This is a genomic window from Aphanizomenon sp. UHCC 0183, assembly GCF_009712065.1.
In the GTDB taxonomy this organism is placed as follows: Bacteria; Cyanobacteriota; Cyanobacteriia; order Cyanobacteriales; family Nostocaceae; genus Dolichospermum; species Dolichospermum heterosporum.
In genome coordinates this window covers 1-13,098 of the sequence record NZ_VILC01000110.1, presented here as the reverse complement: position 1 = coordinate 13,098, position 13,098 = coordinate 1, and the positions used below count along the sequence as shown (strand labels likewise).

The window sequence follows — 13,098 nt, the reverse complement described above, 5'->3', positions numbered from 1 at the left end:
AACCTGGAGAAGTAGATTTAGTAACAGGTGGACCACCATGTCAACCATTTAGTACAGCAGGAAAAAGAGGTTCAGTTATAGACCCTCGCGGTAGTTTATTCATGGACTTTGTTCGCATTGTTAAAGAAGTCCAACCCCGTTTTTTCTTAATGGAAAATGTCAAAGGGTTGCTTTCTGCTCCACTTCGTCATAGACCAATTAACCAAAGAGGAAAAGATTACCCACCTTTAGAAGTTGATGAAATCGCTGGTGCTGCTTTGAAAGTAGTATTATCAGAAATGAAGGAAATAGACTACAACGTAGTTTATAATCTTTTATAAGCAGCAGATTATGGGGTTCCACAAAATAGAGCGCGTGTAGTATTCATTGGTTCTAGAGATGGTGAAGTTGCTACATTTCCCATTCCCAAATATTGCAAAGATGGTAAAATTTTACCTAAATGGCGAACTTTAGGAGATGCTATAACAGATTTAATTGATACAGAACGAGAATTTATGGCTTATCCAGAAAGTCGCTTAAAATATTTAATCACTTTTTTCTCTATAAAATTGTAACTAGTTATTTTCTGGCCAATTCAGCAAATGCTTTATCAATTTTCTGTAACATATTTCTTACTTTGCTCTCAACAAGGTCATATTCTATATGAATAGAATTCCAAAATACTTTACCAGCAACACGAGGAATTTTAGGATCGTTAAATGTCCAGTCACCTAAATCAAAAGCTGATATAAATAATGGATTTTCATGAATACCTAATTCTTTTTTAGCTCTATTCTTTTGTGAGAGGATGTTTGAAAAGTTTTTAATGTATAAATAAACCCCTCTCCAAACCTCTCCCCGATGCGGGGAGAGGCTTTGAAACCCCCATTCCCAGCCTTCGGCACGCTGCGCTAACGTAGGGAAGGGGGGAAGGGGGGTTAGGTTTCTGGAGATTATCGGTTTCATCTAATACTTTTCAAACAACCTCTTACAAAATCCATGAAAATCTCCCAATTGTTTAGTAGCATTGAGAGATATCAAACCTCTTTTAATTTCATAGTAAGTTATACAACTAATAAATATTTCTGAACCAAGAAAGCTTAACTCTCTCAATTTATTATTTATAGTTATATTTTTCTTTAACGCATAACTAACAATATTTGAATCAAGTAAAAAATTCATGGTTTTATTTTCTCGCTACTGCTGCATCAAAAATTGCTATTTCTTCTGGTGTTAAATCGTTTAATGTCCCAGCAACAGCTTCTAATGTTAAGATTTTACCAATCCTTCTAGTTAAATCATGTTCTTTAATTTCTCTCATTGCTTCTGGGGAAAATCTGCTAAATAATTTTATCAACATTTCAGTCATTTCATGCTGATCTAATTTCACTATGTAGAAACTACTACCCCGAAATAGTTTATCTACAACATGAGAAATGCGTTCTGTTAGTTCTTGTTGATAGTCGGCTAATTGTTCTTGCATGATATTTACTCTATTTATGCTTTGGAAAAATCTAATTTTTATTTATATTATATCGTTCAATAAATTAATTTTTTAATATTCATTCCCAAACAGCGATTCCTACGGAGCGCTTCGCTATCGCACACAACCCCCTAATTTTAAACGATCTCTCTCCCAACCAACATCCTAAACAGTGATCAATCTCTTTTAGTAGACATCATCACATCATGAGAACCTATGTTTAAAAGAACCAATACTTCTTCACCAGTTTCATCATCTTTTTCCATAGAGAAAATAATCCGACAGTCATATCCACAGGAACAAGCACGTAAACCATCAAACTCACCTTTTAGCTGATGAGTAGCAAGGTTAGCAGCAAATAAATCTGTTGCCATTTGCTGTAATGTTTCCTCAATACGTGCTTGTAAATTCTGATCATATTTGATAAATTTTCGCAAAGATCGCTTGAAGCGAGAAGTAAGAACCAGTTTTCTCATTATGTTTCATTAGTATTTAAGTAAGTTCTTAACTCAGCGATCGCTTCAGTTGCGGTTTGAGGTTTAAGATTACCAGTTCTAAATTCAGCTAGTGCTTCCTGTGATGAATTTGCTAATTCTTTTCGTCGCATATCAGCTATTCGACGTTGTAGGATATTAATTAGTAGTTCTTGTTGATCAAGTGGTAGATCGGTCACTAGATTGAGAACTTCTTCAAATGTGTTAATTTGTTCCATAAATGCTCTCAACTGAATTACTTTATTTATTTTAGTATTTCTCTTGTAGCTTTGCTAATAATAAAATAAAATATCGCACTCCCACACATCCCCAACAGCGATTTCTACAGAGCGCTTCGCTATCGCACCCCAATATCCCCAAACAGCGATTCCTAGGTCGCGCTATCTCTATTCCTTCGGAACGCTATGCGAACGAGACGCTACCGCGAACGCGATCGCTCACAACCCCCTAATTTTAAACGAACTGCTTGCAGCAGAGCTTACGCTATCGCACCCCAACACCCCAAACAGCAATTACTAGGTCGCGCTAGTTCCCTCCCGGACGTTTTGCAAACGCTATTACTATCTCACACCTCCCAAAACAGCTATATCTTCCCTTGACAAAATATTTTCATAGAATTAACATTAAATTATCAAATAATTTATTGAAATTATGATGTTGAACTTGAGCAATATTCACCCCTTATCAGAATTTCAGCGAGGAGCAAAGATGTTTTTGGATAGGTTAAAAGAAACTAAATCTCCTATTGTGCTGACTGTGAATGGTAAAGCTGCTGCTGTGGTTCAGGATGCTGAAAGTTATCAAAAACTTATTGATAGACTTGAATTACTAGAATCTATTGCTACGATACGTAAAAGTATAAATGAGTTTGAACAAGGTGAGGGTATGCCCTTAAATCAAGCATTTGCAGAATTTAAGGAAAAATATGGCATACCGGATTGAGATTTCGCCTAGTGCTATTGCTGATATTGAGAGTATTTTCCTATGGATAAAAGAGGATTCGCAGGAAAGAGCTTTTCGGTGGGTGCGGGGATGTTATGAAATTATGCTAACGTTGGAAAATTTTCCACAACGTTGTTCTTTAGCTATAGAAAGTCAGTATATGGAAATTGAAGTTCGACAACTTCTTTATCAAAAACAATTTTTGATTTTATTTACGGTTAAAAATCTTGGGGAAGAGGAAGGAGTTGTATATATTCATCGTGTTCGTCATGGTTCTCAGCAGAGATTGGAAAATATACAGGATTTATTGGGAGATGAGTGATAAAATTTAGGACTAAATAGCGATATCTTCCGTTACCGCTGAACTATTGCACACAACCCCCTAATTTTAAACGAACTGCTTGCAGCAGCACTTACGCTATCACACCCCAACATCCCCAAACAGCGAACTGCTTGCAGCAGCGCTTCGCTATCGCTTAACTCATTTCGTACATAAAAAGAGAGATCGCCTATTTTTGATCCTTGATTCAGGGGTGAACGCTGATAAACGCAGATGAACGCGGATTTTTTGTCTGAATCAGGATGTCCAGGATTTGAGGATGTACAGGATGTAATTTATCGGTTGTTTATTGGTGGTGAATGTTGTAATTGTCAGAATCATAATAAACAAAAATAATCCTCAACTTTCTACCAAAAATCATTAAATAATATCTTGTAAATCCTTTAATCCTGGATATCCTGATTCAGACAAAAACAATTCCCAATTTCCCACAAACCAATTCTTGATTATTGATTTATCTGTAATTTTCCTACTTGAATAAATAACGAACCACTCCAGACACAGAGGACACAGAGGAAGACGATTATTTTGGGTTATAAGATTCCCGACTTCTTCTTTAGATCATATCAATTAATTATCAGGTCTGGAGATTGACATCAAAGCTGAAATAGTTGAATTTAAAAATACTGGTACTTCACTACATATAACACTTAACACGTTCTAATGAAATCATATATTTGGAAACTTTATATTTTAGATAATTTTCAATTAGTTAGTTAAATATAATTAAAATTTCAACAGCTACAAACGAATAATTTAAGTTGGAAAATATGAGATTTCACTACATATTTACCACTACCATAATAGGAATATGTACTAGAAAATTCTGAAAATCATTGTCAGTGGAGAGGATGCTGTAGCTGCGACGATGAGCAACTGCACAAATCAAAAAATCAGTATTTGAACCCTGAATACCCTTACTGCGGCAGGTATTAAAAAACTCCGCAGCAAGTTCGTAGTCTTCAGGTATAAGTTCTAAATCAGGGAAAGCTCGGGGATAATCTCGCAGACGGGTAAACTGTTCAAAATTGCGGATTCCAGAAAGAATTTCTTGACGAATCGCACCTAGTAAGGCAACTTGGTCATCAGTGATTAAATTCTGCAATATTGTAACTGCTGGGGAAAAATCAGGTGGTGTTTTCCGACGTAGAGCCAATGACCAAACGGAAGTATCAACAATAATGCTCATGCTTAATGACGTTGCTGCTTATAGTTATAGCTTTCGTCATACTCGATAGTCCCAAAGAGGTCTAATACTTTGAGCCGCTTACGACGTTGAATATATTCGCGCAGCGCTGTTTCTACTAAAGAATCAATGTTCACCTGATTGTCAAGTGCCAACGCCTCATTTAGTAAGGCTTCGTTGATGTTGAGAGATGTAGTCATAATCAATTCTGATCCTAACAATGACTAAATAAATGGTAGCTCACTCTAGGCGATCGCTCACAACCCCCTAATTTTAAACGAACTGCTTGCAGCAGCGCTTCGCTATCGCTCACAAATACCCTAATTTTCGGCGATTCCTAGGTCGCGCTTCTTCATTAAGACACTAAGCAAATAATTAGTTAATAAAATTGCACTTATTTGTTATAATATTATTTGTGGTTAATAAGAGAGAAATTATCTTGTGAAATCTACATTTAACTGGAATCCAGAACAGACTTTACTCGAAAAACTGATCAATCTGGCTAGTAACCGTGGTCAATCACCGGAATCAATTATTAGTGAAGCTGTCAGATCATACCTGGAAATCCAATCACTAGAAACAGTTAATGATGCTGTATCTGATCCATTAATTGGCTTATTTGCAGCCACACCTGATTTAGCTATTAATTCCGAAGATATTCTCCAAAATGAAGTGACAGAGAAATCAGGTTGGACATGGAAAGAACCCCAGCAGTAGCTGATACTGGCTTTGTTGTCGCATTGTTGAATCGTTTGGATACAATGCACAATAGTGTAACACCAGTATACACACAACAAAAACAAATTTTATTGCCACAAACAGTATTAGCAGAAGTGGCTTATTTAGTAGGACGTAATGCAGGTTCAGCAACATTAGTCGCTTTCTTAAAAGGACTATCTGCAAGTAGATTTATTTTAGTAGCTTTGACAGATCAAGATTTGGTGCGTGTTGCGGAAATTTTGGATGAATATGCAGATAGTCGGATTGATTTTGTAGATGCAAGTGTTATGGCTATAGCTGAACGTTTTGATATTAAAAGAATATTGACTTTAGATCAGCGATATTTTAGATTATTTCGACCTCAGCATTGTGATTGTTTTGAGATTTTGCCTTGAAAGAAATATATAGTTAATATATAAGCGCGATTCCTGCGGAGCGCTTCGCTATCGCACCCCAACATCCCCAAACAGCGATTCCTAGGTCGCGCTTCGCTATCGCTCACAACCCCCTAATTTTAAACGAACTGCTTGCGGCAGCGCTTACGCTATCGCACCCCAACATCCCAAATAGCGATTCCTAGGTCGCGCAACGCTTACGCACACAACTACCCTAATTTTAAACGAACTGCTTGCAGCAGCGCAACGCTTACGCTCTCCCAAACAGCGATTCCTAGGTCGCGCTTCGCTATCGCTTACAACTACTCCTAATTTTAAACGAACTGCTTGCAGCAGCGCAACGCTTACGCACTCCCAACCAACATCCTAAACAGCGAACTGACAAGTTAGAGCTTGCACTATTGCCCCTCTGATTGACTTCTAAGCAGATTTCCACTCTTCCTCTGGGATCATAGCTGTAACCATAATGTTACGTAATGTTCCAGTGGGCAAGTCTCTGCCTTGATGAAAAGGCACAATAACTTGGGTGTCTTGAGCTTGACTACGCCATTTTCTATGACTACCTTTCTGAGATATTAGTTCAAAGCCATGTTTACGTAATATGCGTTCAACATCATCAGCCTTCATTCTCCTGAGTCGAGTCATCCGAGCATAACCTCACGGATTACTGCTCCAGGAAGAAGTTGAATAGTATCGGGCTGTAAATAAAGCTCGATCGCTTCTCTTATATTATTAAGGGCTTCTTCTTGTGTAACACCGGCAGAGGTGCATCCAGGGAGTTCTGGACACCAAATTGCCCATTCGCTTGTTTCTGGATCAGGTTCAAGTATGACTCGCCACTTCATAGTTACTATAATATTTGTAGAATTAATCTCAATCATAGCAAACGGTTCTTCGTAGTATCCTGGCACTACAAGATTGGCGATTCCTTGGTCGCGCTGTACGCGATCGCACTCCCAACTTATTCCTAAACAGCGATTCCTAGGTCGCGCTTCGCTATCGCACACAACCCTAATTTTAAACGAACTGCTTGCAGCAGCGCTTCGCTATCGCACTCCCAACATCCCCAAACAGCGATTCCTAGGTCGCGCTTCGCTATCGCTCACAACCACCCTAATTTTAAACAATCACACCCCAACATCCCTAAACAGCGATTCCTAGGTCGCGCTTCGCTATCGCTCACAACCCCCTAATTTTAAACGAACTGCTTGCAGCAGCGCTTCGCTATCGCACAAATAATTTGTAGAAGGTTTAAAAATTTGATATGATGTTGATGAAAACTGTTTAATTTTTGCAGAAAAACTATGTCTCAAGCAACTGATAAACCTATAATTCAAGAAAACACACTGTTAGATAAATTTAGAAATCTAACTATTGAACAACAACAAACTATCTTAGATTTTATGGAATTTATGCACAGTAAAAAAACAAAATCACAAGACAATCAAGAGGTTTCAGCTTATGATTTAGCTAAGGAATGGGCTGGATCTGTAGAAAGTGGGATTAGTGATTTATCTACTAATAAAAGGTATCTTCAAGGATTTGGTAAATAATGAAATCAGAAATTATTATAGATACTTCGCCTTTAGTGGCTTTTATTGATAAAAGTGATAATCTTCATAAATGGACAGTAGAAAAATGGAAAAATTTACGTCCCCCTTTATTTACTTGTGAAGCGGTTATTGCGGAATCTTGTTTTTTATTACAAAATGTTCATGGAGGAGAAAGTGCTATTTTATCTTTATTGGAAGCAGAAGTAATTAAAATACCTTTTAATTTAAGTGAAGAAGTAACGGTAATTAAGCAATTAATGAAACAATATCACTCCGTTCCTATGTCTTTAGCTGATGCTTGTTTAGTAAGAATGAGTGAATTAATTAGAGGAAGTAGTGTTTTCACTTTAGATAGTGATTTTAGGGTTTATCGTCAATATAAAAATAAGGTTATTCCTGTTATTATGCCTGAATAACATCATTGAATTGCACCACAGTCTCCTGATTCCTAGGTCGCGCTTCGCTATCGCACCCTAACATCCCCAAACAGCGAACTGCTTGCAGCAGCGCTTCGCTATCGCATACAACCCCAATTTTAAACTATCGCACCCCAACATCCCCAAACAGCGATCGCTTACAACTCCCCTAATTTTAGGCGAACTGACAAGTCAGCACTTACGCTATCGCTATCACACTTTATTTCTGGATCGGACAAACCTCAAAAGCCAATTCATGGCGATAAAAACATACATTAAATTCTGCAAAAAAGTTCATGTGACCTAAAATGACAGGTACATCTGTTGATTGAGTCCACGCAAAGGCAAGTAAAACAGGTGCAAAATTGGCTACTGTCCCAGTTAAAACTAGCCCTCGTGAGTCACTATGAGCGAGATTTCCACTAAGTGGAATTTGAACGGTTTGACTTTCCCAGACTGCTCCTAACTGTAATCCAATTTCGTAGGGTAAGACATTAACACTAGCGCCAGTGTCTAATAAAGCCATAACTTCTATGGAACTTTTTCCATTAGTCAAGATTAGCGGCAAGTATGGCAAAATACTAGAACGACCAGAACTGTCAGTGCGTTCTGTAAATAACAAGCGATGACCACCAAGCATTTTATACTCCCTGTGCCTCTAGCAAAAGCTGAGATAAGGCTTGAACAGCTTCATTATCTACTTGAGGTGACCATACAACTGCCTCAGTAACTGTTAGTTGATTCATCAGCATATTTTCATGATGCTCATTACTTGCGGTGTCTAGGCTACATCCTTCTTCTTTAGCTACTGCAAGCAAAAGAAAGTGTATAAGTCTGAGCTTATCTTGATGTGTTAGTTGACTAACAGTTGGTAGAAGTTCGCTAAGAGGCATATTAAACATCAGGTTTTGCTATCTGATTTGGATCATAGCATCTTCCTAAATCTGGCCACATTGAGTAGCTATTTAGATATCGCACACAACCAATTTTAAACGATTCCTACGGAGCGCTTCGCTATCGCACCCCAACACCCCAAAACAGCGAACTGCTTGCAGCAGCGCTTCGCTATCGCTCCCAACCCCAATTTTAGAAGTCGCACTCCCAACACCCCAAACAGCGATCGCTCCCAACCTCTAATTTTAAACGATCGCACCCCAACATCCCCAAACAGCGATTCCTACGGAGCGCTTTGCTATCGCACACAACCACCCAATTTTAAAAAATCGCTCTCCCAACTTATTCCTAAATTGCGATCAGGCTTGATTAAATGACTTTAAGCAAAGCATTTTTAAAGTTTTTAATAATGATATTTTCGTATACTAGGTTATAAATACATTATACTCAACAATCATGTATAGATAAAATTATTAGTACAGGTAAAGATGCCTACACTTCTGAGTCGTTATAAAATCATTAAAGAAATAGGTCAAGGTGGGTTTGGAGATACTTATTTAGCTGAAGATACCGCCTTACCAGTAAATCCTAAATGTGTAGTTAAGCACTTAAAGCGCAATCCTGATCCTAATGTATTGGCAATTTCTCAAAGATTATTTGAAAATGAAGCCAAGATATTACAAGACTTAGGTAAATATGATCAAATTCCTGCCCTTTATGCTTATTTTACAGAAAACGGTGAATTTTATCTTGTGCAAGAATTTGTAGATGGATATGATTTGAATACAGAGATTATTTCTGGTAAAAAATTAAGTGAAAAACAGACAATTAAACTACTACAAGAAATTCTGGAAATTTTAGCTATTCTTCATCAACAAAATATTATTCATCGAGATATTAAACCATCAAATATAATGCGTCGTCGTTCTGATGGTAAAATAGTTTTAATTGATTTTGGAGCAGTTAAAGAAATTGCGGCTTTTACAGTTAATTCAAAAGGGCAAACAAGTTTAACTGTAGGTATTGGTACACCTGGATATATGCCTTCTGAACAGGCAAATGGGAAACCTAAATTTGCTAGTGATATTTATGCTGTAGGAATAATTGGGATTCAAGCGTTAACGGGTTTATTACCAGCACAACTTGAGGAAGATTCAACTACTGGAGAAATAATTTGGCGAAATCATGCTCAAGTTAGTAATAGATTTTGTGAAGTTTTAAATAATATGGTACGTGACCATTTTAGTCAACGTTATAAAAATGCTAATGAAGCGTTACAAGCACTAATTCCACCTCCTAATAAAACTGTAGTTGTACCTAGTACGCAAGATTTCCCTAAGAAAATTATAGTTGGTTTTGGTATAGCAGTAGCTTTGAGTTTTGCTGGTGGTTATGTTATAAATAACTCATTCTCTAATCAAGGTTCTCCAAAAGTATCTTCAACCTCTCAACAGACTTCTGAACCTGAAAATTCTCTAACAATATCTCCAACTCCTGAAGATACATCTGAACCTGAAAATTCTCCAGCAATATCTCCAACTCCTGAACCTATAAATACTAATACAGCACAGGAATTTTTTGATCGTGCTTATAATAAATCTGAAAATGGTGATAAGCAAGGAGCGATCAAAGACTATACCCAAGGTATTAGTATTAATCCTAATGTTGCCGAAGCCTACAACAACCGGGGAGTTGCTAAATCTGATTTAGGAGATAATCAAGCAGCAATAGCAGATTACAACCAAGCTCTCAAAATTAATCCTAACTTTGCCGAAGCCTACAACGGCCGGGAAATGCTAAATCTGATTTAGGAGATAATCAAGCAGCAATAGCAGATTACAACCAAGCTCTCAAAATTAATCCTAAATATGCCAATGCATACATCAACCGGGGAGCAGTCTATCGTACATTAGGAAATCATAAAGCAGCAATAGCAGATTACAATCAAGCTATCAAGATTAATCCTAACCATGCCAATGCATACAACAACCGGGGAAATGCTAAATCTGATTTAGGAGATAAGGAAGCAGCAATAGCAGATTACAATCAAGCTATCAAGATTAATCCTAACTATGCTGAAGCCTACTACAACCGGGGAAATGCCCGTGATTTAGAGGATCAGCAAGCAGCAATAGTAGATTATAACCAAGCTATCAAGATTAATCCTAACTATGCCGTTGCCTACTACAACCGGGGATTTGCCTATATTATTTTAGGAGATAAGCAAGCTGCAATAACTGACTTTCAGGAAGCTGCAAAATTATATCAACAGCAAGGTGACAATACATGGTATCGAAAAGCTTTAGATAGAATTAGCGAACTACAGCAACATTAATCATATATATATTTGTAATTGATAACATAGGATTTTCCAATTTAACGAAGTAGAAAATTATCTGCGTTTATCTGCGTTCAATTATTACTACTTGTACCTCACTTACAGCAATTTCCAATCTTATGAGGTACATCTTAGCCCCCTCATCGCTTGCGGGGAGGGGGTTGGGGGTGGGGTTCTTGTTCCGGGTTTGATGACAATTTGCTGTAAATAGGAATCGCTGTAATATAGATGTTATAATAACAATAAACAAGGAAATAAAAACAACCCATGATTACTAGAATTAAACAAAAAGCAACCGTTGGTAAAAATGGCAAGATTGAATTACCTACAACTGAGTTACCAGAGGGAACAATTGTAGAGGTAATTGTGTTAGTTGATCAAGTAATTGAAGATGAAACCACATATCTTTTAAAGTCAAAAGCTAACAAAGAATATTTACTAAAAGCCATAGAAAATGTTGAAAAAGGAAATTTAATTTATGTTGGTATAAGTGACATATTGGTATAAGTGAATATGACAAAAGTAGCATTTGAACCAAAAGCTTTTGAAGAGTTGGGACAATGGGGAACAGAGGATCAAAAAGTCTTTAAAAAAATATTGTCATTGATTAAAGATATCCAAAGAGATCCATTTTCAGGAATAGGAAAACCAGAACCTTTAAAATATGAATTACAAGGTTACTGGTCTAGGAGAATTACCGATGAACATAGGTTGGTTTATAAAGTTGAAGAAGATTTATTGATTATCATTTCCTGTAAATATCATTATGATTGATATAAATGCGATCTGATCGCACACAACCCCAATTTTAAACGATCGCACTCCCAACCAATATCCTAAACAGCGATCGCACACAACCCTAATTTTAAACAATCGCATCCCAACATCCCCAAACAGCGATCGCACACAACCCTAATTTTAAACAATCGCACCCCACATCCCCAAACAGCGATCGCACACAACCCCAATTTTAAACTATCGCTCTCCCACATCCCCAAACAGCGATCGCTCACAACCCCCTAATTTTAAACGATCGCACCCCAACATCCCCAACGGTGATCGCTCACAACCCCCTAATTTTAAACGATTCCTACGGAGTGCTTCGCTATCGCACACAACCACCCCAATTTTAAACGATCGCACTCCCAACTTATTCCTAAACAGCGATCGCACACAACAGAATTGTTAGCCTGCTCAACTGTTGCTTTTATTGCGAAATCTCCGCAAAGCTACGTAAGTTTCTACTTCTTGTATCAGATTGTCTGGTAGTTCAATAATAGCTGTAGCTCCCCCACATTGAGCTTTTTCCAAACGTTCTTGATTAGGAGATACCGTATAAAATATAAAAACTATATCGGATGATTGCTGCCGGACGGATTCTAAGAGAGCGAAACCATCCTCTCCCGAATCTCGACCTATATCAGATATTATCAGATCAGGATTTATCTGATCCAATGCAAGCAGAGCCTCGTCATTGTTAGAGTAGCTCTCGCAATGTATACCTAATTTGGCAAGGGCAAGTCTTTCATTAATGTTATTTATTTGGTGATCATCTACCCAAAGGACAACCCCAGCAGGAAGTGAACTCAGTTTTTTAACAAATTTCTCTGCCTTAGTTTTAATTTTCGTATCTTTGATGTGAGACTTAGTTCCACGAGCAAGATGAGCTTTTCGCAAATAATCCAGGAATCCTGGAGTATCTAGAATTACTTCATTAGGAGCTATTTTTACCTTGCCACCAACAATTGCGACAATTAGCAAAATAAATAAAACCAGAAGAAAAAGAGTTCCTGCATATTCCATAACATACTCCTGCGATTGAATTTACGATTGAATTATTAACTGGATATTTCGATCAGCTTTTCAAATTGCCGATTATTTTCCTCAAGTTTTTTATAATAGGCGTTGGCATCATCTTCAAGGGCATTTACCTTGCAATAGTCTAGGCAAAACTTATTCCTTCTAATGCCCACAATATTTCCAAAAATATTTCGAGCAAGACTATCATTTTCCCCAAGTTCCGCAGTGCTGGGGTGATCTCGATTACTATTTAACATTACTACTTCAATTACCGAAAGAGGTTTTTCTTCAATCATCCCTTCTTGGTAAAAGTTAATAACTTGAAAAAAAGGACCACGAAGGAGAACTTCTTCTTCATGTGGAAAATCAGATAATTCAGATATAGGTACAGCACAAATACTGCTAACTACACTCGTTGGAAATAAGCTTTGGTAGATTCCAAGAAGTTTTTCATCCAAGCTAATGATATGTATCTTCCATAGCAGTGGAAATCGTGAGGGAAATGTCTTTAATCCCTCTCTCATAAAGAAATCTGCCTGTGATCGGTTGAGACTAGTG

24 protein-coding genes and 2 pseudogenes are annotated in these 13,098 nt (G+C 37.4%); 12 read left to right on the top strand and 14 right to left on the bottom strand.

The features are described from left to right. Window positions 1–527 (top strand): annotated as a pseudogene (locus FJR37_RS23200) (DNA cytosine methyltransferase); the annotation flags it as partial. 31 nt (window positions 528–558) lie between these two features. Here the strand turns inward: FJR37_RS23200 and FJR37_RS27215 are convergent. The 4 genes from FJR37_RS27215 to FJR37_RS23180 all read right to left on the bottom strand — a co-directional run bounded on the left by FJR37_RS27215 (window position 559) and on the right by FJR37_RS23180 (window position 2,174). Continuing rightward, window positions 559–945, bottom strand: a complete 387-nt coding sequence (locus FJR37_RS27215) for a hypothetical protein (RefSeq protein WP_254434647.1) — start codon at window positions 943–945, stop codon at window positions 559–561. Window positions 946–1,165: 220 nt separating this feature from the next. Then, a complete protein-coding gene (locus FJR37_RS23190) occupies window positions 1,166–1,462 on the bottom strand; it encodes a hypothetical protein (RefSeq protein WP_039199943.1) in 297 nt (98 codons plus the stop codon). Window positions 1,463–1,638: 176 nt separating this feature from the next. Continuing rightward, on the bottom strand, window positions 1,639–1,938 hold the full coding sequence (locus FJR37_RS23185; protein ID WP_168467231.1) for a type II toxin-antitoxin system mRNA interferase toxin, RelE/StbE family: 300 nt from the start codon (window positions 1,936–1,938) through the stop codon (window positions 1,639–1,641). Next, entirely contained in the window at window positions 1,938–2,174 is a 237-nt protein-coding gene (locus FJR37_RS23180; RefSeq protein ID WP_200888877.1) for a hypothetical protein, read from the bottom strand. The genes FJR37_RS23185 and FJR37_RS23180 overlap by 1 nt, the downstream gene beginning before the upstream one ends. A 433-nt stretch (window positions 2,175–2,607) precedes the next feature. Here FJR37_RS23180 and FJR37_RS23175 point away from each other — a divergent pair, with 433 nt between their 5' ends. Together FJR37_RS23175 and FJR37_RS23170 are read left to right on the top strand one after the other, a co-directional pair. Continuing rightward, window positions 2,608–2,898, top strand: coding sequence for a type II toxin-antitoxin system Phd/YefM family antitoxin (locus FJR37_RS23175; protein ID WP_340626545.1), 291 nt, complete (start codon window positions 2,608–2,610; stop codon window positions 2,896–2,898). Further along, entirely contained in the window at window positions 2,882–3,220 is a 339-nt protein-coding gene (locus FJR37_RS23170; RefSeq protein ID WP_039199937.1) for a type II toxin-antitoxin system RelE/ParE family toxin, read from the top strand. The genes FJR37_RS23175 and FJR37_RS23170 overlap by 17 nt, the downstream gene beginning before the upstream one ends. 799 nt (window positions 3,221–4,019) lie before the next feature. On the opposite strand, the gene FJR37_RS23165 is transcribed toward FJR37_RS23170, so the two are convergent. Both FJR37_RS23165 and FJR37_RS23160 read right to left on the bottom strand, forming a co-directional pair. Next, window positions 4,020–4,427 carry a PIN domain-containing protein gene (locus tag FJR37_RS23165; protein ID WP_039199935.1) on the bottom strand — a complete coding sequence of 136 codons (408 nt, stop codon included), beginning with the start codon at window positions 4,425–4,427 and terminating at the stop codon, window positions 4,020–4,022. Window positions 4,428–4,429: 2 nt separating this feature from the next. Beyond that, a complete protein-coding gene (locus FJR37_RS23160) occupies window positions 4,430–4,624 on the bottom strand; it encodes a type II toxin-antitoxin system VapB family antitoxin (RefSeq protein ID WP_039199934.1) in 195 nt (64 codons plus the stop codon). A 241-nt stretch (window positions 4,625–4,865) separates the two neighbouring features. Between FJR37_RS23160 and FJR37_RS23155 the strand changes: the two genes are divergently transcribed. Both FJR37_RS23155 and FJR37_RS23150 read left to right on the top strand, forming a co-directional pair. Beyond that, window positions 4,866–5,141, top strand: a complete 276-nt coding sequence (locus FJR37_RS23155) for a hypothetical protein (RefSeq protein WP_027402764.1) — start codon at window positions 4,866–4,868, stop codon at window positions 5,139–5,141. Next, window positions 5,120–5,539: a type II toxin-antitoxin system VapC family toxin gene (locus FJR37_RS23150; protein WP_168467230.1), complete on the top strand. Its 420-nt coding sequence runs from the start codon at window positions 5,120–5,122 to the stop codon at window positions 5,537–5,539. The genes FJR37_RS23155 and FJR37_RS23150 overlap by 22 nt, the downstream gene beginning before the upstream one ends. Before the next feature lie 420 nt (window positions 5,540–5,959). Here the strand turns inward: FJR37_RS23150 and FJR37_RS23145 are convergent, their stop codons facing one another. Then, window positions 5,960–6,184 (bottom strand): type II toxin-antitoxin system HicA family toxin, encoded by a 225-nt coding sequence (locus tag FJR37_RS23145; RefSeq protein ID WP_039199928.1) that lies wholly within the window; start codon window positions 6,182–6,184, stop codon window positions 5,960–5,962. Continuing rightward, window positions 6,181–6,384: a type II toxin-antitoxin system HicB family antitoxin gene (locus tag FJR37_RS23140; protein WP_027402758.1), complete on the bottom strand. Its 204-nt coding sequence runs from the start codon at window positions 6,382–6,384 to the stop codon at window positions 6,181–6,183. The genes FJR37_RS23145 and FJR37_RS23140 overlap by 4 nt, the downstream gene beginning before the upstream one ends. A gap of 459 nt (window positions 6,385–6,843) precedes the next feature. On the opposite strand from FJR37_RS23140, the gene FJR37_RS23135 reads away from it, so the two are divergent. Next, window positions 6,844–7,092, top strand: a complete 249-nt coding sequence (locus FJR37_RS23135; protein ID WP_015078629.1) for a hypothetical protein — start codon at window positions 6,844–6,846, stop codon at window positions 7,090–7,092. Beyond that, a complete protein-coding gene (locus FJR37_RS23130; RefSeq protein ID WP_015078630.1) occupies window positions 7,092–7,508 on the top strand; it encodes a type II toxin-antitoxin system VapC family toxin in 417 nt (138 codons plus the stop codon). Before FJR37_RS23135 ends, FJR37_RS23130 begins: the two co-directional genes overlap by 1 nt. Before the next feature lie 220 nt (window positions 7,509–7,728). Here FJR37_RS23130 and FJR37_RS23125 read toward each other — a convergent pair whose 3' ends face one another. Then, window positions 7,729–8,148 carry a hypothetical protein gene (locus FJR37_RS23125; RefSeq protein WP_027402766.1) on the bottom strand — a complete coding sequence of 140 codons (420 nt, stop codon included), beginning with the start codon at window positions 8,146–8,148 and terminating at the stop codon, window positions 7,729–7,731. 1 nt (window position 8,149) lies between these two features. After that, entirely contained in the window at window positions 8,150–8,401 is a 252-nt protein-coding gene (locus FJR37_RS23120; protein WP_027402767.1) for a hypothetical protein, read from the bottom strand. Window positions 8,402–8,890: 489 nt separating this feature from the next. Between FJR37_RS23120 and FJR37_RS27210 the strand changes: the two genes are divergently transcribed. The 5 genes and pseudogenes from FJR37_RS27210 (at window position 8,891) to FJR37_RS23105 (ending at window position 11,514) form a co-directional block, all read left to right on the top strand. Beyond that, complete coding sequence (locus FJR37_RS27210) at window positions 8,891–10,213, top strand: protein kinase (protein ID WP_254434646.1); 1,323 nt, start codon at window positions 8,891–8,893, stop codon at window positions 10,211–10,213. Between the two features lie 14 nt (window positions 10,214–10,227). After that, window positions 10,228–10,326: pseudogene (locus tag FJR37_RS27855) on the top strand (tetratricopeptide repeat protein); the annotation flags it as partial. Between the two features lie 6 nt (window positions 10,327–10,332). After that, window positions 10,333–10,737, top strand: coding sequence for a tetratricopeptide repeat protein (locus tag FJR37_RS27205; protein WP_371416158.1), 405 nt, complete (start codon window positions 10,333–10,335; stop codon window positions 10,735–10,737). A 270-nt stretch (window positions 10,738–11,007) separates the two neighbouring features. Continuing rightward, on the top strand, window positions 11,008–11,247 hold the full coding sequence (locus FJR37_RS23110) for a hypothetical protein (RefSeq protein ID WP_168467229.1): 240 nt from the start codon (window positions 11,008–11,010) through the stop codon (window positions 11,245–11,247). Between the two features lie 6 nt (window positions 11,248–11,253). Continuing rightward, entirely contained in the window at window positions 11,254–11,514 is a 261-nt protein-coding gene (locus tag FJR37_RS23105) for a Txe/YoeB family addiction module toxin (protein WP_168467228.1), read from the top strand. A gap of 62 nt (window positions 11,515–11,576) precedes the next feature. Here the strand turns inward: FJR37_RS23105 and FJR37_RS23100 are convergent, their stop codons facing one another. From FJR37_RS23100 to FJR37_RS23085, 4 genes are all read right to left on the bottom strand, one after another. Further along, window positions 11,577–11,753 carry a hypothetical protein gene (locus FJR37_RS23100; RefSeq protein ID WP_168467227.1) on the bottom strand — a complete coding sequence of 59 codons (177 nt, stop codon included), beginning with the start codon at window positions 11,751–11,753 and terminating at the stop codon, window positions 11,577–11,579. After that, window positions 11,716–11,883, bottom strand: a complete 168-nt coding sequence (locus tag FJR37_RS23095; protein ID WP_168467226.1) for a hypothetical protein — start codon at window positions 11,881–11,883, stop codon at window positions 11,716–11,718. The genes FJR37_RS23100 and FJR37_RS23095 overlap by 38 nt, the downstream gene beginning before the upstream one ends. 51 nt (window positions 11,884–11,934) lie before the next feature. Continuing rightward, window positions 11,935–12,543, bottom strand: a complete 609-nt coding sequence (locus tag FJR37_RS23090; RefSeq protein ID WP_168467225.1) for a response regulator — start codon at window positions 12,541–12,543, stop codon at window positions 11,935–11,937. 35 nt (window positions 12,544–12,578) lie between these two features. Continuing rightward, window positions 12,579–13,098: hypothetical protein (locus FJR37_RS23085; protein WP_217355370.1), on the bottom strand; the 520-nt coding region annotated here is incomplete at its 5' end.